We start from the raw sequence: 24,307 nt of genomic DNA on the forward strand, positions 1-24,307 counted from the left end.
CTAAAAATAAGAAACGCCTCCGAAAATCGGAGGCGTTTCAATCTATTTATTAAAACTTATCTGTTGAAATTATTTCTTTAAAGAAATTTCAACACGACGGTTTTGTTGTCTACCAGCTTTAGTTGCGTTAGTAGCGATTGGTCTAGACTCACCGTAACCAATTGATGTTAATCTGCTACCGTCCATACCTATAGTAGTTAGGTAATCTCTTACAGAAGCAGCTCTGTCATTAGATAATCTTTGGTTGAGCTCGTCGCTACCTTGGCTATCTGTGTGGCCTTCTATTTCGAATCTTGCATTTGGATATTCTTTCATAATATCAGCGATATTTTGAAGAACAGCATAAGATTCTTTTCTGATGGTAGCTTTACCAAGGTCAAATAGGATAGTTTTAGAGTACTCATTCAATTGCTTAATGATTTCTACAGAAACTTCTGGGCAACCTTTGTTAGCAACAGTACCTGGAACGTCTGGACATTGATCATCTTTATCCAATACACCATCACCATCTTTATCTTTGTAAGGGCAACCATTGTTTGCAGCAGGACCAGCTTCGTTTGGACAAGCATCATCTTTATCAGCGATACCATCACCATCAGCATCTGGGCAACCGTTTAGTGCAGCAACACCTGCAACAGTAGGACACTCATCTTGAGGATCAGCAATACCATCACCGTCTGTATCTGGACATCCATTAAATTCAGCTACACCAGGAGTGTTTGGGCAAGCATCTTGTCTGTCTTCGATTCCATCACCGTCTGTATCAGGACATCCGTTGAATTCTGGAAGACCTGGAGTTTCTGGACACTCATCATCTTTATCAAAAATTCCATCACCATCAGTGTCTTTTCCACCGAATTGGAAAACTACACCTGCAGAATGCTGGAAGTGTGTAATTCCGTAAGTATCCTCAAATGCTCTTTTATAAACAGATTGAAGGTTAAGTGCAAGATTGTCAGTAAACCAGATTTTTAAACCGGCAGTACCGTTAGCAGTACCAAAACCGATATCATCAACCCAAGTGTAACCACCACCAATACCTAAGTATGGATCAGCCCATCCACCAGGACCATTTAAAATGTTTCTGAAGCTGTATTTAATCTCACCATCAGCAGAGTAGTAGCTTAGGTCATCTGCAGGAGCGTCACCAATTTTGTCAATTCTGTTGATGGCACCAACAGCTGTAAATACAAAACCACTTCCAATATATCTGCTAATTCCTAATTTAGAAACCGATGGCAGTATATTCCAGTGGTCATTTGCGTTAAAATACTCATCAAAATAGTCGCCTCTTAAAGAAGGATCTATTCTTCCACCCTCGCTAGTTCCAACTGGGTAAACATCAACGGCGTTTACACCAATCTCAATAGCCCAAGGGTTGTTTTCGTCTTGCGCATTCGCTACGCCAACTCCTAAGAATAAGATGGCAGCAACTAATAATCTGTTAAGATGTTTCATATTCGATTGTTTAATTTTTAAGTGTTAATTAGAAGCAAAAGTAAGTTGTTAAAATTTATAAACAAAAGCAAATTTTATAAAATTTTCCTAAAGTCCTTGCTGAGTGTACATAAACCGTGGGTCACGAGATGACCTCCAATTTTTTGCCCACCTTAATAAATGCATTTATTGCTTTATCCAAATGTTCTTTTTTATGTGCGGCAGATAGCTGAACTCTAATTCTTGCTTTCTCTTTTGGAACAACTGGAAAGAAAAACCCGATAACGTAAATGCCTTCTTCTAACAGCATATCTGCCATTTTTTGCGAAAGTTTTGCATCATACAGCATAACCGGAACAATCGCAGAATCCCCGTCAATTATATCAAACCCTGCGTCCATCATTCCTTTTTTGAAATACGCAGTATTCTCAGCCAATTTGTTTCGTAACGCATTGTCATTTGTGAGCATCTCAAATACCTTGATCGATGCGCCAACAATTGCTGGCGCAAGGGAATTCGAAAACAGATAAGGTCGTGAACGTTGGCGAAGTAAATCTATTATTTCCTTTTTGCCCGTAGTGTATCCGCCCATGGCACCGCCCAAGGCTTTTCCAAGTGTGCCTGTTATGATGTCAATTCGGCCCATTACGCCTTTTTCCTCTAAGGTTCCGCGACCGGTATCGCCTATAAATCCTGCTGCGTGGCATTCATCAATCATCACAAGCGCATCGTATTTATCTGCCAAATCACAAATTTGATCCAGTGACGCAACCAAACCATCCATTGAAAAAACGCCATCGGTGACAATTATCTTAAATCGGGCGCCATTCATATTCGCTTTTATAAGCTGCTGCTCCAGATCTTCCATATTACTATTTTCATAGCGGTAGCGCGCAGCCTTGCAAAGACGAACGCCATCAATGATTGATGCATGGTTCAATGAATCTGATATGATGGCATCTTCTTCACCTAAAAGCGGTTCAAATACGCCACCGTTGGCATCAAAGGCCGCAGCATATAATATTGTGTCTTCGGTTTGGTAGAATTCAGCAATCTTTTTTTCCAATTCTTTATGAATGTCCTGTGTTCCGCAGATAAAACGCACAGAAGACATTCCAAAACCGTGTGTGTCCATGGCATCCTTTGCTGCTTGGATTACCTCCTTGTTTGATGACAATCCAAGATAATTATTTGCGCAAAAATTGATCACTTCTTCCCCAGTAGAAATCTTAATCACCGCATCTTGAGGTGATGTAATGATGCGTTCCTTTTTGTAAAGTCCATTCTCTTTAATTTCCTCTATTTCATTTTGAAGATGCTCCTTTATTTTTCCGTACATTTTTAAAATTTTTTCCAGTTTTTGATACTTCAAATTTAAACTTTATTTATCACAATGGCGTCGTTAGTATAGATTAGGATTTTTTCGATAACCTTAAATCCCATATCCTCTATAGCATTAGCATAGCTGTTGATTTGCGTTATATGTTTCTGACTTTCATTTCCCGTTTTATAGTCCACAACAACGGCGGTGTTGTCCAAAAAAATATTGAGTCGATCGGGCCGAAGAATAATTCCTTCCTTCGAAATTATATCCCGTTCCGAAAAAACATTGCCATTTCCGTCAAATAGATATTTTAATTCAGGGTGATTGATAATTGTGGAAACCGTCCGCCGCAAATTTTGTAATTCTTCGGTTGTGGTATTTCCCCTTTGTTCTATTTCATATAAAATTTCTTCTGCATCGCTTGCAGAAATAATTTTTGCCATAACATCGTGCAGTAAATTTCCTGCGGAAATTGCAACCTCACTTTCAGTATTCCAAAGCAAGGCGTCTTTTGAAATTATATTCAAATTATGCGCCTCTGGATTTGAGGATATATATATAGGTGTAACTTGAAATGCAATTTCCTTCTTCTTTGAAATTTTTTCGGTGTCTGTTCCAAAGGAATATGTGGTGGAGTTTTCGTTCCATAAATTTCTATATTTCAAAAACTCCAAAAAGAAATGATTGTAGTTCTGCGGTATAGCATCCTTTCGCTCCGAAGGTTTTTCTGAAAAAATATACAATTTTTCAACGGCCCGCGTTAAGGCAACATACAGCAAGTTCAAGTTATCCAACTCCAACTTGCTTCTATGCTCCAAATATAATTGCGCTCCCATGGTGCCGTAATCTGAAATTTCTGTTTTGTAATTTATTTGCGCTTCGGTGAATGAATATTCATCTTCACCAAGCGGGTACCACACTTTGTCTTTTCGTGCATCGTAAATGTTGATATCGGCGAAGGGAAAAATAACTACCTGAAATTCCAGCCCTTTGGATTTGTGGATAGTCATCAATTGCACCGCATTTGCTCCCGCTACGGCGGCTACGGAAGCGGTTTCCTTTTTGGTTTGCCAATAATCCAAAAATGAGATTTTATCTGCAGTTGATTGTTGCTCAAATTCCAAAACCAAATCCATAAATCCAAAAAGATAGGCATCCGCGATATCGGAAAGCTTGAGTTGCTGTACGCAATATTCAAACGTTTCGTAAAGAGAGTGTTTTTTTAATTCTGAAAAATCAAAATGAATCTCATAATTCTCTAGTTTTTTGCTGAAGTCTTCCAATGAAATATTTAAAAAATTGCCGAAGAAAGTATGCTTTTCCTCTGAAATGGAAAGCTGGTCGTGTAGCAAATCCAGCAATACTATTTTTGCCTCTTCATTTTTGGATTGCAAGCTTATTTTTAAAGTGAGAATTAAAATTTGAACGATTGCGGAAGACTGCAGCAGCAAAGTTTCCGAAGAAACCACTTGCACATCGCGCTCCATTAAATAAGCTCCTAAAGCAATGCCCTCGCTTTTTTTCCGGGTTAAAATGCAGATATCGCTTTCATCAAAACCTTTTTCTTTAACTTCAAGAATGGTTTGGTAAACAAGTTCGCAATAGGTTTCGGTTTTCTCATTTTTGTTTTCACCTTCAATAAATTCAAGTTTTACAAACCCATTTTCCCTCTCGTTACATTTTTGTTTATTTCCAATTTCATATAAGCTTGTATGCGCCGGATTTGCAAAATATTTTGAAATAAATGTAAAAAATTGATTGTTGAAATCGATAATCTCCCGGCAACTGCGATAATTAGTGTCCAAATTGAGTACCTCTTGCTTTATCGTAAACGGATTATCACCAAGATTGAGACGTATAAATTGCTCAGGAAGTCCGCCGCGCCAGCGGTAGATACTCTGTTTTGCATCTCCCACCAAAAGTAAACTGCCGGAATGCGCATCCGTTTGTTGGGAAAGGGTATTATCAATCAGCGGAATTAAATTTTCCCATTGCAATTTTGAGGTATCTTGAAATTCATCGATAAAAAAATGGCGGTATTTTTCTCCCAAACGTTCATAAATAAAAGGTGCGGGCTGGTTTTTTATTTCAGAATTTATGAGCGCATTGAATTCAGAAATCGGTAAAATATTCTTCTCATTTTTGATATTTTCAATTTCTTGGTTTACCAAATTGATGACTGATAGCGGATTTAAATTCGCTAAAATGGAATCGATTAGCCAAAGTTGGATAACTGCCTGCTTCGTTTGTTCAAATTTTTCAACAAAGACTGGAGCCAGACTATCAATAATCGCCTTTTTACTCGCCGAAACCCGTGCAGGATAAAGCGGTTTATCTGCCATGGTATCCTGCCACTTCAGGCCAAAGCCCACACCAAAATCACTACTTGCAATTTTCTGAAAATATTTCGGTAAATATCCACTGCTAAAATCGGAATGTTCCAAACCATTGTCATCAATAAGCAGTAGTGTTTCTGAAGCAATTTGAACCAAATTCGCTGAAATCGACTTTTTTGCTTGCAATAATTCATTTTTGAATTGAAGAAAATCCTGCAGCGTTTTTTGCTTTAAAATAGAAACTTGTGGGGCTTCATTTTCGCTGTAAAGCAAACCCGCCGCTGCAACAATATCTTTTGAAATGTCCCAAGATTTATCATCGTCCGTTTTTTCCAAAGCAAAATCCAGCAGGACTTTGGTAATCGCCTCGTCCTGTCCAGCCTTGCTCAGCAATAGATCCACGGCTTCCGTCAATAGCTGATTAATATCCAGCGTAATTTCAAAATTTGTAGCGAGCTTGAGGTCGCGCGCAAAAGTGCGGATTAGCCGGTGATTAAATCTATCGATAGTCTCCACACTAAATGCTGCATAATTGTGGAGCAAATGCTTTAGAATTTTTTGGGACTTATGTTGAATTTCAACTTCGGAAAGACCCGTTTCTTCAGCAAGGGCTTCCATCATCGGCGTAGGATTAACAGTACTTTCCGCCTCACTGAATTTTACGAGCGTATCTACAATACGCTGTTTCATTTCCGCCACAGCCTTATTTGTGAACGTGATGGCAAGCAACTGTTTATAGTGGCCTTCAAAATCGTGTGAAAGTATTTGTTTTAAATATTCCTTTACAAGCGTAAACGTTTTTCCGCTTCCGGCGGCCGCATCGTAAATTAGAAATGGAGACTTTTTTTCCAAATAAAAAATTTTTATAACTGCTTCTGCAACTACTAAATTGAATAAAATTAATCTATTGCGCTATAAAAATCTTATAAGTTTTATAACACATATAAAATTTGGGAATGCCTAAATTTGAGTGAATTTAATAATAACTAATATAAAAACGATATAATTATGTCTTTTGAATTACCAAAATTACCGTACTCATTTGATGCCCTTGAACCAAACATTGATGCAAAAACAATGGAAATTCACCACGATAAGCACCATCAAGGCTATACCGATAAATTGAACGACGCCATAAAAGGCACCGATATGGAAGGAAAAACAATCGAGAATATTTTAATAAATCTCGATATGGAGAATAAAGCTGTTCGTAACAATGGTGGTGGATTTTACAATCACAGTCTTTTCTGGAAAGTGATGTCGCCCAACGGAGGCGGAAAACCTTCCGGCGATCTTGCAAAAGCAATTGATAGCGCATTTGGAAGCTTTGAGGACTTTAAAGAGAAATTTTCTGAGGCTGCAAAAACGCAGTTTGGCTCAGGCTGGGCTTGGCTTTGCGTTCATAAAGGCGGAAAAGTTGAAGTTTGTTCTACACCAAACCAAGACAATCCCTTAATGCCAAAAGTAGGTTGCGGCGGAACGCCAATCTTGGGACTTGACGTATGGGAGCATGCATATTATTTAAAATATCAGAACAAACGTCCGGATTATGTTAGTGCCTTCTGGAACGTTGTAAATTGGGAAGAAGTATCTGCAAACTACGCAAAGAATAAATAATATATTTTTCCGATATTGATTTAAAACGTCGCCCATTCAAGGCGGCGTTTTTTTTTGAAAGTCAAAAAAAGCAAACAATTTTTTATTAATATGATGCAGCTCGAAGAATATTTCCGTGAAAGGAGAGAAATTGCGCAACTCGCCACTCCGAAAGATTCGGGCATATGCAGGTTCACCGAATGATGAAAAAGCAAACGATGTTATTGTAAAATGAAATGGCTCGCAGAAAATTTTTCGTTAATAATAAAAAGTGCAGCTCGCCACCCCGAAAGATTTGGGTATATGCAGGTTCATCGAATGATGAAAAAGCAAACAATGTTATAGTAAAATGAAACGGCTCGCAGAAAATTTTTCGTTAATAATAGAAAAAGTGCAGCTCGCCACCCCGAAAGATTTGGGCATAAAAAAAGGCAAACAATGTTTGCCTTTTTTTGCCCCAAATCTACCATAAACTTAACCTACTTATGCTAATGGTATGCCCAAATATATATCAATAATTTCAGCGGTATCAACCTTTTAGATAAAAGGCAATAATATTCGTTCAATGCATGTGGCTTATTTTTAATTATCTGTAAATCAGACTTTTAATTTCAACCGATTTCCTGTGCTAAATTCTTATTATTAATTTGAAAAAAGTATTCATCAAATTTTTTTCTTACAAAAATGGAGCAAAACATTCGCTTTGCTAAAATTTGCGTAATGAATATAAATCTTACAGATTGTGTCAAAAGTTTAAATTTCTCGTCAATCATTTTTAAAAAGAAATAAATCCAGCACTCGCCACCCCAAGATTTGGGGCATGAAAAAAGGCAGGCATACGGCTTAAAAAATTGTGAAACGGCTCGTTAATGCTTTCTGTAAAGAAAATAAATCCAGCACTCGCCACCCCGAGATTTGGGACATGAAAAAAGGCAGGCGTATGCCTACCTTTTTTGCCCCAAATCTTACCATAGACCTAACCTACTTACGCCTTATGGTAAGTTCAAATATACTTTAAACTTTACTCAGCAATATTAGACAAAGGAACAATTTCGACTAAAGTCTATTGTTTCCGATTAACCGCTTCTTTCAATGTTAAAATTGGGAAAATTTAATACGCTCTGTCAGGATTTCCTTCAAAAAAGTTGATATACGCCCTATTTACAACTCTATTTCCTCCCGCAGTTGGATAATTTCCTGTGAAATACCAGTCTCCAAGATTCTTCGGGCAAGCCTTATGCAGATTTTCCACCGATTGAAAAATAATTTTTACGTCTGCTTTAACGCTTGGATCAGTAATGATTTCAGCAATTTTATCTGAAATTTGCTCATCGCTAAAAGGTGCGTACAGTTTTTTGACATGATTTATTACCTTATCATCGTCAAGCTTGAGCTGTTGCTTGCATTGCTCATAAATTTCCTCAATGATGCTTTCCGTACCATTTTCATTATGAAGTGCCAATGCGGCTTGAAATGCCACCAAATGTTCCAAACGTGCCATATCAATACCATAACAATCGGGATAACGAATTTGTGGTGCGGAAGAAACTACCACAATCTGTTTGGGATGAAGCCGATCCAGCATTTTTAGTATGCTCTTTTTCAATGTAGTTCCGCGGACGATGCTGTCATCAATTACTACCAGATTGTCTTCAGGTTTTACTACGCCGTACGTAACGTCGTAGACATGCGCCACCAGATCGTCCCGGCTGCTGTCATCGGTAATAAAAGTGCGCAGTTTAACATCTTTTATCGCCAATTTTTCAGTTCGGATTTTGTGTGCCTGTATCTGTTGTAATCGCTCCGGCGTTAGTTTTTCCCTTTCTTCTAAAATTGCCGCATTTTTTTGTTTGTTCAATTCATCTTGTGCGGCTTCGAGCATACCATAAAATGAAGTTTCAGCGGTATTTGGGATAAATGAAAAAACAGAATTCTCAGTATCGTATTTTATGGCTTCCAAAACCTTCGGCATAACCAATTTTCCGAGCATTTTTCGTTCTTGGTAAATTTCGGCATCGCTTCCGCGGGAAAAATAAATTCTCTCAAAGGAACACGATCTTCTTTCTAAAGGAGCTAATATTTCAGAAATTTTCATACTTCCATCCTTTTTTATAAGAATGGCATTTCCTGGATCCAATTCCTTCACGGATTCAAAAGGAACATTGAAGACCGTCTGGATTGCAGGCCTTTCTGAAGCCACAACAATTACCTCATCATCCTGATAATAATAGGTGGGGCGAATACCGGCCGGATCCCGAAGCACAAAGGAATCGCCGTGACCCAACAATCCCGCCATAGCATAACCGCCGTCCCAGTTTGCCGCGGATTTTTTCAGAATTTTCGCAAGATTTAAATGCTCCGCTATGTAGGGCGAAGCTTCCTGCTTGTTCATTCCTTTGGCTTTTGCCTTCTTGTAAAGTTTACGAACGGCATCATCCAAAAAATGGCCAATTTTTTCCATAACGGTTACCGTATCTGCCTTTTCTTTTGGGTGCATTCCCAATTTTATAAGATTTTCAAAAAGCTGATTGGTATTGGTCATATTGAAATTTCCCGCGATGATTAAATTACGGTGCATCCAATTGTTTTGGCGAAGAAATGGATGGACATTCTCTACACTATTAATCCCAAACGTTCCATAGCGCACATGGCCCAGAAACACTTCGCCTATGTAGGGTATGTTCTTTTTTTGGGCGGCCACACTATCCTTATACTCGGGATGTTGTGAAAATTCAAGATTGATTCTTTCGTTTATTTGCGCAAAAATATCTTGTATGGGTTGCGAAGCGTTCGAGCGAACCCGGCTTATGTAACGCTCACCCGGTTGCACGTCGAGTTTAATGCTAGCGAAGCCTGCACCGTCCTGCCCACGGTTGTGCTGTTTCTCCATCATTAAGTACATTTTGTTGACCCCGTAGAAAGCAGTGCCGTACTTTTCCCTGTAATATTCAAGAGGTTTCAGCAATCTTACCATTGCGATCCCACATTCATGTTTTATAGCGTCGCTCATTTTTTACCTATACTTAAAATGTATTATTACGAAAAACGCCCCGAAAATTCAGGGCGCAGATTTATTTCAATTCAATTTCAAACTGTGTCAAGCTTTTAAACTGCTGTAAGCGCTGATGCACCTCTTTTTTTGATAGCTTCAAAAGCCGCTCCGGCCCAAATTTTTCCACGCAGAAAGAAGCAAGGGCAGAGCCATGAATAATGGCCCTTTTCATATTTTCAAAACTATAATCTTCAGTTTTTGCGAGATATCCCGTGAACCCACCCGCAAAGGTATCTCCCGCACCTGTTGGGTCAAAAACCTCTTCAAGCGGTAACGCCGGGGCAAAGAAAACTTCATCTTCCCCAAAAAGCAACGCGCCGTGTTCCCCCTTTTTTATCACCACATACTTAGGGCCCATTTCCATGATTTTTTGTGCCGCTTTTACAAGTGAATATTCGCCGGAAAGCTGTCTGGCTTCTTCATCATTAATGGTTATTACATCTACCTTGGCAATTACCTTGTTCAAATCTTCCAGGGCACTGTCCATCCAGAAGTTCATAGTGTCCAAAACAATAAGCTCTGGGGAATCCATCTGCTCGATAACGCTCATTTGGACGAGCGGATGCAGATTTCCTAACATCACTACTTTTGAATTTTTATAGGCCGAAGGAACTTTTGGGGTAAATTCCGCGAGTACGTTCAGATCTGTAATCAGCGTATCGCGGGTGTTCATGTCATTTCTATATTTTCCGCTCCAGAAGAAGGTTTTTCCATTTTCAACAATTTCAAGTCCAGAAACATCCATTCCTTTTTCTTGCAGCATTTTGATGTCTTCTTTTGGAAAATCGCCGCCCACAACGGAAACAATGGCGCCGTCCACATTAAATTGCGAAGCGGCCAAACCTATATAGGTAGCGGCACCGCCGAGGATTTTATCGGTTTTCCCAAATGGGGTTTCAATGGCATCAAAGGCTACCGTACCAACGATTACAAGTTTACTCATGAAATGGCTTTTGAAATGAGGGGCAAATTTAATGAAATTAATAATAAAATCAGGGCTTTTAACACGTTAGTAAATTTGCAGAGATATACATTACTTCCGCCCAAAATCCGCAGGAATTTCCCCCCATGCTTTGGTTTCCCATTTCACGATTTTTGTTTCGTACGTATTTGTTTTTAGCCAAGTTTCGGCTCTCGCTACCAATTCAAAAAGTGTTTTGTTCCTCGCGTTTTGCTTTAGTTTTGTGTTGCATTTTTTTCGCTTTACCCAGCCCATTGCTATTCTTGAATCTGTATAGATAATCCGGTCACTATTTTTCTTTTTTAGCAAAGCCAAGCCGTGCACGAGCGCCAAAAATTCCCCGATATTATTGGTTCCCTGTTGAAAAGGCCCTTGATGAAAAAGTTGCTTTTTAGTCTGGGTATCCACACCGCGGTATTCCATTTTTCCAGGGTTACCGCTGCTCGCCGCATCTACGGCGATGGAATACAGATTGGGTTCGCCAATTTTTTGAAGCTGCTCCTTTGAAAGTGATTTTTTTACCGTCTTCCCCTTATAGTCTGCATATTCTTTGCTGTATGCTTTTTTTGCTTCGGCGAAGGTTTCAAAACTTTTATACCGTGCGCCTTTTACGCCGTCTATTGAAAGTTTACATTCCTTCCAACTGTCAAAAATGCCGGCAGGATTGCCAAACCAAACCACATAAAATTTCTGCTTTTTAGCCATTAAAATTGTTTTTCTCTTCTGAAAAAAGAAGATTTTCAATCACTTTTGGAAAATTTTCATATTCCAGTTTATGCACCTTTTGGGCAATCGTTTGAGGGGTATCATCACTTGAAATCGAAATAGTTTTTTGAAAAATCACGGCACCTTCATCATAATTTTCATTGACGTAATGAATGGTGATTCCGGTTTCCAACTCTTCATTTTTATGGATGGCTTCGTGCACAAAACTACCGTACATTCCCTTCCCTCCGTATTTAGGCAGCAGTGCCGGATGAATGTTTATTACCTTATTGGGAAATTCATTTAAAATAGTGTCGGGAAATTTCAGAAGAAATCCAGCCAGAACAATCAAATGAGGATTGATCTCTTTCAAGATATCCAAAATTTTTTCCGAAGCATACAATTCCTCCTTAGTAAATGAAATTGCATTTACGTTGAAATTTCTGGCGCGTTGCAAAACACCGGCCTCCTTTTTGTTTGAAAGCACCATTTTAACTTCGGCTTTTCCATTTTTATTGAAATATTCTATAATATTCTGTGCATTGGTACCACTGCCGGATGCAAAAATTACGATACGCTTGGTCATCAATTTGGTTTTGAAGTATTGGTATTATTAAATAATTGACAAAAGTAAAGCAATAGCATTTCACTTAGCCGAAAATTGATTAAATTGGTTTTTTCTTTGAATTTTTCCCAGAAAATTTTCTGGATATAAAATAATTGAAACCGATGCAATTAGCATCGTAAAAATCACATTTTATACTTTAAATGTTGTTTTAAATTAAAATATTTTATTTTTGCCACTTATAATTAAATTTTAAAAACAAGAATTATGTCAGACATTGCATCACGAGTAAAAGCGATTATCGTAGACAAATTAGGTGTAGACGAAAACGAAGTTGTAAACGAAGCCAGCTTCACTAATGACTTAGGAGCAGACTCCTTGGATACGGTAGAGCTTATTATGGAATTTGAAAAAGAATTCGATATCCAGATTCCAGATGACCAAGCTGAAAACATTGCCACCGTTGGTCAAGCAATTTCCTATATAGAAGCAGCAAAATAAGAATTCTTCTATGGAATTAAAGCGAGTTGTAGTTACTGGCCTTGGAGCCCTTACCCCCATTGGCAACAATATAAAAGAATATTGGGATGGCCTTAAAAATGGGAAAAGTGGTTGCGCTCCCATAACTTATTTTGATACTGAAAAGTTCAAGACCAAATTCGCTTGTGAAATAAAAAATTTCAACGCAGAAGATCATTTTGATAGAAAAGAAGCCCGAAAACTAGACAGATTCGCCCAGTATGCATTAGTTTCTTCAGATGAGGCTATACTCGATGCAGGGATTAACCTAGATGAAATTGATAAATTTCGTGTGGGGGTAATTTGGGGAGCTGGTATCGGTGGCTTGGAAACTTTTCAAGATGAAGTTATAAACTTTGCAGAAGGGGATGGAACACCGCGTTTCAACCCCTTCTTCATTCCAAAAATGATCGCAGATATTGCCCCCGGAAATATTTCCATAAAACACGGATTTATGGGGCCCAATTATACTACAGTATCTGCTTGTGCCTCTTCGGCCAATGCAATGATTGATGCCTTAAACTATATTCGGTTGGGGCATTGCGATATCATTGTAACTGGTGGTAGTGAAGCGGCAGTAACTAAAGCAGGTATGGGAGGGTTTAATGCAATGCACGCCCTTTCCACCAGAAATGAAAGTCCGGAAACGGCCTCAAGACCTTTTGATGCCACCAGGGATGGTTTTGTGCTTGGCGAAGGCGCTGGCGCACTTATTTTGGAAGAATATGAGCACGCCAAAAAAAGAGGAGCAAAAATCTACGCTGAAGTTGTTGGCGGTGGAATGAGCAGCGATGCCTACCACATGACTGCTCCGCACCCAGATGGAATAGGAGTTGAACGTGTTATGTTAAACTGCCTTCGAGATGCCAATATGAGCCCAAATGAGGTGGACGCGATAAATACCCACGGAACCTCAACACCCCTTGGAGACGTTGCTGAACTTAAAGCAATTACAAAAGTGTTCGGCGAGCATGCAAAAGATATCAATATTAATTCTACCAAATCCATGACTGGACATTTATTGGGTGCGGCAGGAGCTATTGAAGCCATTGCCTCAATCCTAGCAATGCAAAATGGAATGGTTCCTCCAACCATCAACCATACCACTGTGGATGAAAATATAGATCCTTCCCTTAATCTTACACTCAATACCGCTCAAAAGCGCGATATAAAAGTAGCTATGAGTAATACATTCGGTTTTGGTGGCCACAATGCCTGTGTTCTTTTCAAAAAACTAGACGCCTAAATTTATTAATGGCTTCACTGAAAAAAATATTCTCTTCCCGTACAGCCAAAAACGGGGAGTTTGTCAATTCCCTAAAAAAAATCCTAGGGTTTAGCCCGAAAGACATTTCCATTTACGAAACCGCATTTACCCATCGTTCCACAAATGAAAAAAACAACGAGGGACAACCCCAAAATTATGAGCGTTTGGAATTTTTGGGGGATTCCATTCTTGGTGCCGTAATTGCGGCACATCTTTATAAAAAAGTTCCGGGCGGTAACGAGGGCTATCTCACCAAAATGCGCTCAAAGGTTGTGAGCAGGGAACATTTAAATGAACTGGGACGCGATCTTAATTTGGCAAAATTTCTTAAAACCACGATTCCCACACAGCAATTCAGTGGGAATATTCACGGTAATGTTTTTGAAGCATTAGTAGGCGCAATCTATCTTGATAGGGGTTTCAATTATTGTGAGAAATTTATTCATAAGCGCGTGATAAAACCTTATGTAGATATAAAAAAATTGGAAGGGAAGGTCATTAGCTACAAAAGCCTTTTTATTGAATGGTGCCAAAAGAATAAAAAACCATTCCACTTTGAAGTTTATGAAGATACCGGAAAGGATGAACTTAAGCATTTTGCAGTTCGATTAAAATTAGGGGACAGCACCGTTACTAAAGCCCGCGCCACTTCAAAAAAGAAAGCGGAGGAACGTGCCGCAAAAAGAGCTTTTTATAAATTGAACTTGAGAACAGATTCAGATAAAGCCTGATTCCTTACTCTTAAATTAATTTTAGATTAATTATCCTGAATGACTTCAAGTACGTTAGCGATTAGATAGAAAGTTCTTTATTTTTGTGATTGTGCGTGTATTCAAAAAAGCACGAATTTAGATGGCGCAAAAATTAATTCTGGAAGAGGATATTGATGAGGATTTCAATTTAATTGCCATTCATTGCAGTGAGGAAGCCTATAAAGTCGCTTATTTATTGAACCAAAATTTAAAAATGCGGTTCAAACGGAAATCAAAGGATCTTGATTTTTCAGATAAAGGATTATTGATAACATTTCCACTCTTTGAATTTGACGACACTTTTAAATACACCTATTTTTACTTGTTGGCGAACAAATGCAAGTCTGTAGAAGCCGCGCTCCACAGCTCCGGCGGTCTTTTCTCTGAATTGGTTTCAGAAAAATCTACCACGCATTACCTGCTATCAGAATTGCCCAAAGTAGATTATTTTCTGAAAATATATACAGATTCGCACAGCATTCCGCTACGTAAAATGATTTCAGAAATAAATGAGATAAAACAGGTTATATCTGCATACGCCGTGGATATTACTACCATAAAATCAAAAAATAATTTAATTTTCGACTAATGTCAACGCTTAAAAAAACCAAAATTGTAGCCACCCTAGGGCCCGCAACCTCATCAAAAGAAGTTCTTAAACAGATGATTTTAGAGGGTGTGGACGTATTCCGCATAAACTTTTCGCACGCAGATTATGCGGGTGTCAAAAAAACAATCGGTACCATTCGCAAACTCTCTCAGGAACTGGATATTCACGTAGCTATTCTTGGCGATTTACAGGGACCAAAACTGCGCGTGGGCGTAATGAAGGAGGAGGTTGTAGTGAAGCCTGGCGATAAACTTTCATTTTTTACGGGTGAAGATTTTGAAGGAACAAAGAAAAAGGTTTATATGAATTACAGCAATTTCCCTATTGATGTAAATGCAGGGGAACGTGTACTTCTTGACGACGGAAAATTGATTTTTGAAGTACTTGAAACCAATAAAAAGGATGAGGTAAAAGTCGTGGTGATACAGGGCGGGCCGTTACGTTCCAAAAAAGGGGTAAATCTGCCAAATACCAATATTTCACTTCCCGCACTTACGGCCAAGGATAAAAAGGATGCCATTTTTGCCATACAGCAACAAGTGGACTGGCTGGCGCTTTCGTTTGTACGGCACGCAGAAGATTTAAAGGAATTGCAGGCGCTCATTGAGGCACACAGTGAATATAAAATACCCATTATCGCTAAAATTGAAAAACCTGAAGCCGTACAAAATATAGATAAAATTGTGGCCTATTGCGATGGACTTATGGTTGCCCGTGGCGATCTGGGCGTGGAAGTGCCAGCAGAGGAAGTACCACTTATTCAAAAGGAATTGGTACTTACCGCAAAAAGAGCGAGAATCCCTGTAATCATAGCAACCCAAATGATGGAAACGATGATAACCTCACTTACCCCCACACGCGCCGAAGTAAATGACGTTGCAAACTCGGTAATGGACGGTGCAGATGCGGTGATGCTTTCGGGAGAAACTTCAGTGGGTAATTATCCTGTGCAGGTCATAAAAACGATGGCAAAAATTGTAAAAAGTGTTGAAAATTCAGAATTAATACACGTTCCGCAAGCGCCGCCACAAATTAAAACCAATAGATACATAACCAAATCCATTTGCTATCACGCTTCGCACATGTCGAATGAAATTGAAGCTAAAGCCATCTGTACCTTGACAAATAGCGGCTATACCGCTTTTCAAATTTCGGCATGGAGGCCCAGCGCGTTTATACTTGCTTTTACCAGCAACAAGCGCATTCTGGCCCGGTTGAATTTACTCTGGGGCGTAAAAGCGTTTTATTACGATAAATACGTGAGTACGGACGAAACAGTGGACGATATCAACAGCATTGCTGCGGAGCGTGGTTACGTAAAAAAAGGAGATTATCTGGTAAACCTTGCCGCCATGCCCATTGTGGATAAAGGGATGGTAAATACTTTACGGGTTTCTTTGGTGAAGTAAAAAAAGCACACCTCCATAAAAAGTTGCAACCCACGGCTACAATATCCATTAACAACTGGTAGAGGTGTGCCAAAATTAAAAAGGGCTTTCTTTTTTACAAAAGCCCCTTAAAATATTCGATCAAAGATACTTTAGCTCTTGGATTTGATTTTGTAAATCATAAATGGCGAATTATTCAAATCTTCGTAAAGCACTTCGTTTGTTGAAAAATCCAAATGGATTTTAACATTCTGCCTGTTGAGGTCGTTTAAGATTATCTTGGAATCATTGTTATTATAAATATCTGCCGAATATTGAAACTTGGCATTTCCCTGCGCATCCTGCTCTTCCCATTTACCGTCTTTGCCCACGAAATATCCAACAGTATTGCCATTGTTATCGGCAACTATTACTTTTGAAATATCTTGAGAATTCGACGAGGAACTATTCTGGTTATTACTTGAATTATTGTTCGAATTACCGTTTGAAACATTTACGCCACAAGGAGGAGCTAGGGAAATTTCAAAGCCGGCATCCGCATTTTTTTCAACAACCAACTTCCCCATTATGATTTTCGGCTTTCCTCCAGGTATCTGGTTTCCTTCGGCATCAACGGGCACATAATGTTTCGTGATGTCATATTGAATTGTTTGGGGCTTAATAAACCCTGTAATCATTCCTTTGCATCCTGTTGGTACTGGAATAGGCTGCGTAAAAGTAAAGCATTGTTCTTTTTCTATAGTACTCGAATTTCCTTGTGAAAATGTGCTTTCCAGATTTGTTGCAAACGTATATTCAATAGATGAAGATGCAACTCCTTCTACCCCTGCCGTGAAACCTGTGGTAACTGAAAAACTAATGCCCGTAGTAACCGAGGTATCGAATGTTTGGGTAGCACTCGCAGTTCTGCAGTCCGAAACTGTTGCAGAATATTCTGGAGAACCTGGCACATTAATATTTTCACTTGTAGTATTAACACCTATGGCCTCTTTTTCGCCTTCATCCAGCACTTTCCGATTGCTCAAAACAGTTTTCAAAAGTGCATATTGCAAGCTGCGAACTTTAATCGAAGAAATATTATCGTGAAAACCATAATCATTCAATATCCACGTTCCTTCTTTGAAAGGATCATTTTCCCTATTTCTTCCATTAAAATTTTTGGCATCATACGGATAAACTTCCAAATTACCATAAACAATCATTTTCTTGAAACAGTCGTTACAAAGCAACGCATCCAAATCGTATTCCCCAGCTGTAAAACTCTGGAAAATTTGACTGTTCGTTACCTCACCACTGTTTTGAAATAAATAAGCAACCGCTTCATTGGGGTCAAAATCCGTTACCTCTATAGATGTGATACGGTCATTCCAATCATTCAGCCAATCATAATTGCCCGGATGCAAGGTGACTTTTCTACCTTGAAAGCCCCGATCATCATAAAAAGTAACTTTTTTCCCCAACGGTACAGAGATGGAAGAGGCTCTATTATCAAAATCATTTAGATAGGGTGTCTTTCCTGTGAATTCGCGTTTTTCCCCACCGAAATGTATCGCATCGTACAATGTAACTTTTGCTATAGGATTCGGGTCGCCCGGGCGTATGGGTCCACGTTTAATTTGTGCTGTTGCTGTTATGCCAATAAATAGGCAAAACGCAACCATACTGATGTTCTTAAAATGTGTTTGAAATTGTGTTTTCATAATCATAAAATTTAGTTGTTAATGGATTTTGAAGAGATAAAACTTCACCGCTAAACAACTGCCATTTAAAATATTATGAAACTATCTTAGGACGAGAGATATGAATTTCTGTCCAAAGAGCCAAAATGTTTATCGAAGGAAAATAAGATGGGTAAAAAACTGAAGCAATTTTCTAGAGACATTAAAACCCGCTATTCATTTCAGTTTCAATCCACCATTTCAATTTTTTCGAATTTAAAACCTTCTGCTACGGGTGCAATATGTACCGAAAATGCATAACCCTCAGTCTGGTAGCGGTATTCAATTTTCTGGAGTTTATTATCATTTCTAGATATATGAAGTTCACTTACAAAAACTTTACGGTCTTTTTTTGAATTCTGCTGTGTTTCGCTATTTGAGCCTTTTGGGTTGGGAAATGCGAAATCTTTTGGGATTTCAAAAAGTTGCTGCGCCGTAAAAAATGCCTCGTGCCACTTATCTGTGGGTAAAATTAACGTTTCGGTTTTTGTGGGATTGCTTGCCGAGCCACCAGTTGTTTCAGAATAATTGACATTTGGGAAATCGTTTTTCAATGCTTCGGCATATCCTTTTGCGGAAGCATTTTCATCCGGAGGAAAAAATTTAGACATAAAACCGTTAAAGGCATATCCCTTTTTGTTATTGAATTCAACTTCATCCATGGCACCGTCAATTCCGCCCACATTCATCGTAGTTTTTCCCTCGGCATTTAAAATTTTCACCTTGGTTCCCAAAGGCATTACCGCAAGTTTTTCACTTTGGAGATTGGGATATTCTCGCAGCGTCAACCCACTAACGGCGGTAACATACATAAATTCTGGAGCGGTTTCCTTCGGAATTGTATCGGTTGCAACAGTTTGGGTTTCTTCGGTATTTTTTGCGTCGTTTTTACACGAAAATAGAAATATAAAACCCGCAAGGGTAAGAATGGAAATTGCTACGGTCTTCATAATCTGGAGTTTTAAATTAGTTTAAAGATACGTAGTCTTTTTCCATAGTTAAAATTGTCCTCCCTAAATCCATCCAAAGGAGGGACTTTTGTTCCCCTCCCTTTGGGAGGGGTTAGGGGTGGGCTTAAAATTCAAGTTTCAGTTGAACGTCAATCGATGCTTTGGGAAGCTCCGTTTTTCTCGGTTTTTCGTTGTTTAAGTTTGAAATGGAAATGCCCAACAACCGTACCGACTCTTTCATTTTTTCCTGAAATAACAATTCTTTAACCGCCTCCAAAATCAATTCCCTTGAAGCGATATATAGCGGAAGCGTTTTGCTGCGCGTCTGCAAGGTAAAATCGCGGTATTTTATTTTAAGTGTAACCGTTTTCCCGGCCAGTTTTTTATTTTTTAAACGTGATTCCACTTCCGCAGAAATTTCCTCGAGTCTTTCCAACATAAAGATTTCAGAAGAAATATTTTCGGAAAATGTGTGCTCGGCCGCCAGTGATTTTTGGGTGCGGGTAGGTTTAACCTTGCTGTTGTGGATTCCGCGCACGACGTTGAAATAAAAACTGCCGCTCTTCCCGAAATTTTCCTCCAAAAATTCAATTGATTTTTCTTTCAAATCCTTGCCCGTATAAATGCCGAGACGGTACATTTTTTCCTTTGTAACTTTCCCAACTCCATAAAATTTCTTCACGTCCAGATTTTCCAAAAATGGCTCAACCTCTTCCGGCGGAATTGTTTTTTGCCCATTCGGCTTATTGATATCGCTGGCAATTTTGGCCACAAATTTATTTACTGAAATTCCCGCGGAAGCGTTCAATCCGGTGCGTTCTTTTATTTTTTGCCGTATTTCCTTCGCTATCAGCGTTGCGCTGGGATTGCCTTTCTTATTTTCGGTAACGTCCAGATAGGCTTCGTCCAAAGAAAGCGGCTCCACCAAATCTGTGTATTCAAAGAAAATTTTCCGAATTTGTTTTGAAACTTCTTTATAACGTTCAAAATTGGTCTTCACAAAAATAAGCTCCGGACACAATTTTCTTGCAATAGCACCACTCATGGCACTTCGCACGCCAAATTTTCGGGCTTCATAACTCGCCGCACTTACTACGCCGCGTGCCGAGCTTCCGCCAACGGCAATGGGTTTTCCGCGCAGTTCGGGATTGTCCAGTTGCTCCACGGAAGCGTAAAATGCGTCCATATCTACGTGGATTATCTTGCGGAATTTTGGCGGCGTTCCCATGATGTAAATTTAATATCTTTAAGCCAACCAAAAAGCCATGAAAAAAACTGCAATCATTTTAGGCGCCACAGGTCTCACGGGCGGCATTCTATTGAAAAAATTAATAGCGTATCCCTCTTTTGAAAAGATAAAATTATTCTCGCGGTATTCGGTAAAAATGGATTCGCCGAAAATTGAGGAACATTTAATTGATTTACTTGAACTTGAAAAACACGCTGAAAAATTTAAGGCAGACGTGGTTTTTTGCTGTATTGGCACCACAAAATCCCAAACGCCGGATAAGGAAAAATACAAGAAAATAGATTACGGAATTCCCGTTACCGCGGCGCGACTCTCAAAACTGAACGGCATAAAAAATTTTATTGTTATTTCAGCCTTGGGTGCAGATGCGGACAGCAGCATTTTTTACAACAAAACAAAGGGGGAAATGGAGCGGGACGTTTTAAATCAAAAAATTGAAAATAGCTATATTCTGCAGCCTTCTTTAATTGTTGGGGATAGAAACGAGCAGCGCTTGGGTGAAAAAATAGTCACGTTTTTAATGACGGCATTCAATTTTTTGGTTCCGAAAAAATACAAAAAAATAAAAGCCGAAACTATTGCCGAAGCGATGCGAATGCTAGCCCATAATGGCTTCTGGAAATCACGAATTCCTTCCGAAGAAATTAAAACAATTGCTGCGCATGCAAGAAATAGAACGTAAATTTTTGGTTACCTCTGAAGCTTTTAAAAATGAAGCCCACAAACGAACGCGAATTGTTCAAGGCTTTTTGAACACCAACCCGGAGCGCACAGTACGCGTGCGTATTCAGGGAAGTGATGGTTTTATAACCGTTAAGGGAAAAGCAAATAAATCTGGGTTGTCCCGGTTTGAGTGGGAAAAACAGATTTCGCAGGCGGAAGCCGAGGAATTGCTTCACTTATGCGAACCGGGAATTATCGAAAAAACCCGATATGAAATCAGTTTTGCGGACCACACTTTTGAAGTGGATGAATTTTTATCTGAAAATGAGGGATTGACCATTGCCGAAATTGAACTTCAATCTGAAAACGAACCATTTGAGAAACCCGAATGGCTGGGAGCTGAAGTCACGGGAGACACAAAATATTATAATTCACATTTGAGCAAAAATCCTTTTAAACATTGGAAAAATGAAGCATAAACTTTTCATTTATTTGATTGCAATTAGCCTTTTCGGCTGCGAAACCAAAATCGAAAAAGAATATATTACGGAGCCTTGCCCGGAAAAAGTAGAAATTTCAGCGGCATTCCAAAAAGAAAAATTGACCGATAAAGGATATCAAATTTTTGATTACGTAGATGAAAAATCGGGCGACACCATTTTGATGCAACAATATTTTATCGCTTTTTTGAAAAGTGGCCCTACCCGTTGTCAATCTAAAGAAGAGGCGGATAGCCTTCAAAAATTGCATTTAGCACATTTGGGCCGAATGTATGAGGAAGGCTATGCGGATATATCAGGGCCGTTTGGTGACGATGGAGAGATTCGCGGCATTACCATTTACAATGTGCCAACCCAAAAAATGGCAGACAGCTTAGCAAATATGGATCCCATGGTAAAATCTGGCAGATTGACGATTGAAATCCATCCCTGGTGGGCTGCCAAAGGATTTCCGCTACGCTAACAAAGCCTTGATTACCTGAATCAAATTTTTATTGGAAGTTGCGATGATGCCTTCTTCAAAAAGGGAATCGCTATGCATGGAAACTTTCGGTTTTTCAACGAACGTTTGTTCTTTTACAGTTGCTGAAAAATGAATGCTTTGGAAATTTGCCTTTTTGAATTGTACAGCATTTGCTGCATTTATACCACCACCCGGCATAATTTCAACCGTTTCTTTTGAAATATCTTGAAGTTCTTTCAAAAGTGAAATTCCTTCGATTGCAGTTGATTTTTGACCGGATGAGAGCAGTCTTTTTACTTTTAAATCTTTCAATTTATGAAATTCTGCCGTGGGATTTTGAGTCCAATCAAATGCTCTGTGAAAGGTAAAATCCATTACTTCGGCGGCATCAATCAACTGTTTTGTACGTTCAAAATCTATTTCATTTTTAGTAGTTAAAAATCCGCTTACAATTCCAGCACAACCCAACTTTCTGCAGAACGAAATATCGCGCAGCATTACATCAAATTCATCTTTAGAGTAGGTAAAATTTCCACTTCGCGGACGAATCAAAACGTGTGTTTCAATAGTCAATTCTGAAATTACTTTTTCAATTAAACCGTGACTTGGCGTTAAACCGCCCACTGAAAGTTCTGTGCACAGCTCAATGCTATCCGCGCCCGCACGGTGTGCATTCTTCGCGCTTTCAAAACTATTGGCACATATTTCAATTTTCATTTTATGGAAATTTTAAATAAAAATACTGCTTTTGAAAGTTGCTTTTGAAAGTTGCTTTTTCAAAAAGAAATCTGCCCCGATTTAAAAAAAACCGAGGCAGAAATCAATCAACTAAAATAAATCAACTATGAAAAATCTTATTGCCATCCGCCGCCGAGCGCTTCGTATAAATCAACGATGGATTGCAGTCTGTTATATTTTGCATTTACCAAATCCAAACTGGAGTTGAGCGCGTTTTCGCGGGCCGTCAATACTTCCAAATAATTAACGAGGCCGTTATCCAAAAGCTCTTCGGAATATTCCGTTGCAAGGCTAAGCGCGTTGTATTCCTTCTCCTTCACTTCAATTTTATTTACGGCGGCCTCATAACTGTATAGCGCGTCTGAAACTTCTTTGCTAGCCGTGATGACGGAAAGTCTAAAATCCAAATAAGCCTGCTCGCGCTGCGCTTGGGAAACTTCGTACTGTGTGCGTATTTGCCTTCTGTTGAAAATAGGCTGGGTTAGGCCGGCAATGATGGAGGCAAAAACTGAATTTGCATTGAAAAGTTTGTCCAGTTCCATATTTTGCCAGCCGCCGGATGCATTGAGCGTAAGGGCTGGGTAGAAATTTGCGCGGGCAACATTGGTGAGCTCAAATGCGTTTACCAAATTATATTCAGCGGCTATAACATCTGGCCGATTGCGAAGCAACTGGCTTTGGATCCCCGTGTTTAAGTCTACCAAAATGGATTGGTTTTCCAGCAACCCACGTGGAATATCCTGCGGTGCATTTCCCAATAAAATTGCCATTGTGTTCTCCAGCAACCGCATCTGGTTTTGCAGATCTATCAATATTCCCTGGGCTGTGTAAAGTTGCGCTTCCGTTTGTTTTACGCCTACTTCGGTGACGTTCCCGGCTTCTTTCAGTGCTTCAGTAGTTTCAAGGCCATCTGCCCGAGTCTTAATGGTTTCTTCGGTTACACGAATTTGTTCATCCAGTGACATCAATTGATAATAGGTTGAGGCAATATCTGCAATCAATCTGCTTTTCACAGCTTGGTGCGCGGCAACGCTCTGCAAATAGGTGGCTTGGAATGCGCGGTCGTTACTTCGGATTTTACCCCAAATATCGGCTTCCCAAGAAAGATCACCATTAACTTGATATTGGTTTAAGGATGAAATAAGCCCACCAAATTGTCCACCGGATGAAAACTCTTGATGGGAATATTGGGCAGTAGCGCTCAATGTTGGAAAATAACTAGCCTTTCCTTGGCGCACGTAGGCTTCCGCAATGCGAATTTGCTGAAGGGCAACCCGAATATCTATATTATTCTTCAGGCCTTCTTCAATGTAGCTTTGCAATGTAGGGTCTGTAAACAGCACCTTCCACGAAAGTCTTGCAATAGTAAGGGTATCTTGCGGTATACTATCTGTTCTGTAATTTGCTTCCTCCACCACTTCTGGACGCTCATAAGTTTTTGCGGCGAAGCAGGACACCAGCAGAAACGGTAACACTGCCATTATTAAAATTGAATAAATTCTATTCTTTTTCAT

General features: G+C 39.3%; 21 protein-coding genes. 9 read left to right on the plus strand and 12 right to left on the minus strand.

The window, feature by feature from the left end:
- Nucleotides 1-69: 69 nt before the first annotated feature.
- From KIV10_RS02515 to KIV10_RS02525, 3 genes are all read right to left on the minus strand, one after another.
- Nucleotides 70-1,458: an OmpA family protein gene (locus KIV10_RS02515; protein ID WP_214111906.1), complete on the minus strand. Its 1,389-nt coding sequence runs from the start codon at nucleotides 1,456-1,458 to the stop codon at nucleotides 70-72.
- Between the two features lie 121 nt (nucleotides 1,459-1,579).
- Nucleotides 1,580-2,776 (minus strand): glycine C-acetyltransferase, encoded by a 1,197-nt coding sequence (gene kbl / locus KIV10_RS02520; protein WP_214111907.1) that lies wholly within the window; start codon nucleotides 2,774-2,776, stop codon nucleotides 1,580-1,582.
- Between the two features lie 35 nt (nucleotides 2,777-2,811).
- Entirely contained in the window at nucleotides 2,812-5,949 is a 3,138-nt protein-coding gene (locus KIV10_RS02525; RefSeq protein ID WP_214111908.1) for a UvrD-helicase domain-containing protein, read from the minus strand.
- A gap of 156 nt (nucleotides 5,950-6,105) precedes the next feature.
- Between KIV10_RS02525 and KIV10_RS02530 the strand changes: the two genes are divergently transcribed.
- Complete coding sequence (locus tag KIV10_RS02530; RefSeq protein WP_214111909.1) at nucleotides 6,106-6,714, plus strand: superoxide dismutase; 609 nt, start codon at nucleotides 6,106-6,108, stop codon at nucleotides 6,712-6,714.
- A 1,090-nt stretch (nucleotides 6,715-7,804) separates the two neighbouring features.
- Here KIV10_RS02530 and KIV10_RS02535 read toward each other — a convergent pair.
- The 4 genes from KIV10_RS02535 to purN form a co-directional block, all read right to left on the minus strand.
- The gene (locus KIV10_RS02535) at nucleotides 7,805-9,703 is read right to left on the minus strand and encodes an amidophosphoribosyltransferase (protein WP_214111910.1); all 1,899 of its coding nucleotides are present in this window, start codon (nucleotides 9,701-9,703) and stop codon (nucleotides 7,805-7,807) included.
- 61 nt (nucleotides 9,704-9,764) lie between these two features.
- Nucleotides 9,765-10,688: a PfkB family carbohydrate kinase gene (locus KIV10_RS02540; protein ID WP_214111911.1), complete on the minus strand. Its 924-nt coding sequence runs from the start codon at nucleotides 10,686-10,688 to the stop codon at nucleotides 9,765-9,767.
- A 90-nt stretch (nucleotides 10,689-10,778) separates the two neighbouring features.
- On the minus strand, nucleotides 10,779-11,411 hold the full coding sequence (locus tag KIV10_RS02545; RefSeq protein ID WP_214111912.1) for a ribonuclease H1 domain-containing protein: 633 nt from the start codon (nucleotides 11,409-11,411) through the stop codon (nucleotides 10,779-10,781).
- The gene (purN, locus tag KIV10_RS02550) at nucleotides 11,404-11,997 is read right to left on the minus strand and encodes a phosphoribosylglycinamide formyltransferase (protein WP_214111913.1); all 594 of its coding nucleotides are present in this window, start codon (nucleotides 11,995-11,997) and stop codon (nucleotides 11,404-11,406) included. Before purN ends, KIV10_RS02545 begins: the two co-directional genes overlap by 8 nt.
- A gap of 246 nt (nucleotides 11,998-12,243) precedes the next feature.
- Between purN and KIV10_RS02555 the strand changes: the two genes are divergently transcribed.
- From KIV10_RS02555 to pyk, 5 genes are all read left to right on the plus strand, one after another.
- A complete protein-coding gene (locus KIV10_RS02555) occupies nucleotides 12,244-12,477 on the plus strand; it encodes an acyl carrier protein (protein WP_014781833.1) in 234 nt (77 codons plus the stop codon).
- Nucleotides 12,478-12,487: 10 nt separating this feature from the next.
- Complete coding sequence (gene fabF, locus KIV10_RS02560; RefSeq protein WP_214111914.1) at nucleotides 12,488-13,741, plus strand: beta-ketoacyl-ACP synthase II; 1,254 nt, start codon at nucleotides 12,488-12,490, stop codon at nucleotides 13,739-13,741.
- A gap of 8 nt (nucleotides 13,742-13,749) precedes the next feature.
- Nucleotides 13,750-14,493: a ribonuclease III gene (gene rnc / locus KIV10_RS02565; protein WP_214111915.1), complete on the plus strand. Its 744-nt coding sequence runs from the start codon at nucleotides 13,750-13,752 to the stop codon at nucleotides 14,491-14,493.
- A gap of 121 nt (nucleotides 14,494-14,614) precedes the next feature.
- Entirely contained in the window at nucleotides 14,615-15,103 is a 489-nt protein-coding gene (locus KIV10_RS02570; RefSeq protein WP_214111916.1) for an IPExxxVDY family protein, read from the plus strand.
- Entirely contained in the window at nucleotides 15,103-16,533 is a 1,431-nt protein-coding gene (gene pyk, locus KIV10_RS02575) for a pyruvate kinase (RefSeq protein ID WP_214111917.1), read from the plus strand. The genes KIV10_RS02570 and pyk overlap by 1 nt, the downstream gene beginning before the upstream one ends.
- 131 nt (nucleotides 16,534-16,664) lie before the next feature.
- Here pyk and KIV10_RS02580 read toward each other — a convergent pair whose 3' ends face one another.
- From KIV10_RS02580 to dinB, 3 genes are all read right to left on the minus strand, one after another.
- Entirely contained in the window at nucleotides 16,665-18,212 is a 1,548-nt protein-coding gene (locus KIV10_RS02580) for a beta/gamma crystallin-related protein (RefSeq protein WP_214111918.1), read from the minus strand.
- Between the two features lie 206 nt (nucleotides 18,213-18,418).
- Nucleotides 18,419-19,180 carry an SH3 domain-containing protein gene (locus tag KIV10_RS02585; RefSeq protein ID WP_214111919.1) on the minus strand — a complete coding sequence of 254 codons (762 nt, stop codon included), beginning with the start codon at nucleotides 19,178-19,180 and terminating at the stop codon, nucleotides 18,419-18,421.
- A 124-nt stretch (nucleotides 19,181-19,304) separates the two neighbouring features.
- Nucleotides 19,305-20,408 (minus strand): DNA polymerase IV, encoded by a 1,104-nt coding sequence (dinB, locus tag KIV10_RS02590; RefSeq protein ID WP_214111920.1) that lies wholly within the window; start codon nucleotides 20,406-20,408, stop codon nucleotides 19,305-19,307.
- A 37-nt stretch (nucleotides 20,409-20,445) separates the two neighbouring features.
- Here dinB and KIV10_RS02595 point away from each other — a divergent pair, with 37 nt between their 5' ends.
- From KIV10_RS02595 to KIV10_RS02605, 3 genes are read left to right on the plus strand one after another with little or no spacing between them, the layout of a single operon-like run.
- On the plus strand, nucleotides 20,446-21,111 hold the full coding sequence (locus tag KIV10_RS02595) for an NAD(P)H-binding protein (RefSeq protein ID WP_214111921.1): 666 nt from the start codon (nucleotides 20,446-20,448) through the stop codon (nucleotides 21,109-21,111).
- Nucleotides 21,092-21,571, plus strand: a complete 480-nt coding sequence (locus tag KIV10_RS02600; RefSeq protein ID WP_214111922.1) for a CYTH domain-containing protein — start codon at nucleotides 21,092-21,094, stop codon at nucleotides 21,569-21,571. Before KIV10_RS02595 ends, KIV10_RS02600 begins: the two co-directional genes overlap by 20 nt.
- A complete protein-coding gene (locus KIV10_RS02605) occupies nucleotides 21,561-22,055 on the plus strand; it encodes a YciI family protein (RefSeq protein WP_214111923.1) in 495 nt (164 codons plus the stop codon). The genes KIV10_RS02600 and KIV10_RS02605 overlap by 11 nt, the downstream gene beginning before the upstream one ends.
- Here KIV10_RS02605 and KIV10_RS02610 read toward each other — a convergent pair.
- Complete coding sequence (locus KIV10_RS02610; RefSeq protein ID WP_214111924.1) at nucleotides 22,047-22,772, minus strand: copper homeostasis protein CutC; 726 nt, start codon at nucleotides 22,770-22,772, stop codon at nucleotides 22,047-22,049. The genes KIV10_RS02605 and KIV10_RS02610 overlap by 9 nt on opposite strands.
- Before the next feature lie 137 nt (nucleotides 22,773-22,909).
- Nucleotides 22,910-24,307 carry an efflux transporter outer membrane subunit gene (locus tag KIV10_RS02615; protein ID WP_214111925.1) on the minus strand — a complete coding sequence of 466 codons (1,398 nt, stop codon included), beginning with the start codon at nucleotides 24,305-24,307 and terminating at the stop codon, nucleotides 22,910-22,912.

Origin of the sequence: Aequorivita echinoideorum, from assembly GCF_018476645.1 — a bacterium.
Taxonomy (GTDB): domain Bacteria; phylum Bacteroidota; class Bacteroidia; order Flavobacteriales; family Flavobacteriaceae; genus Aequorivita; species Aequorivita echinoideorum.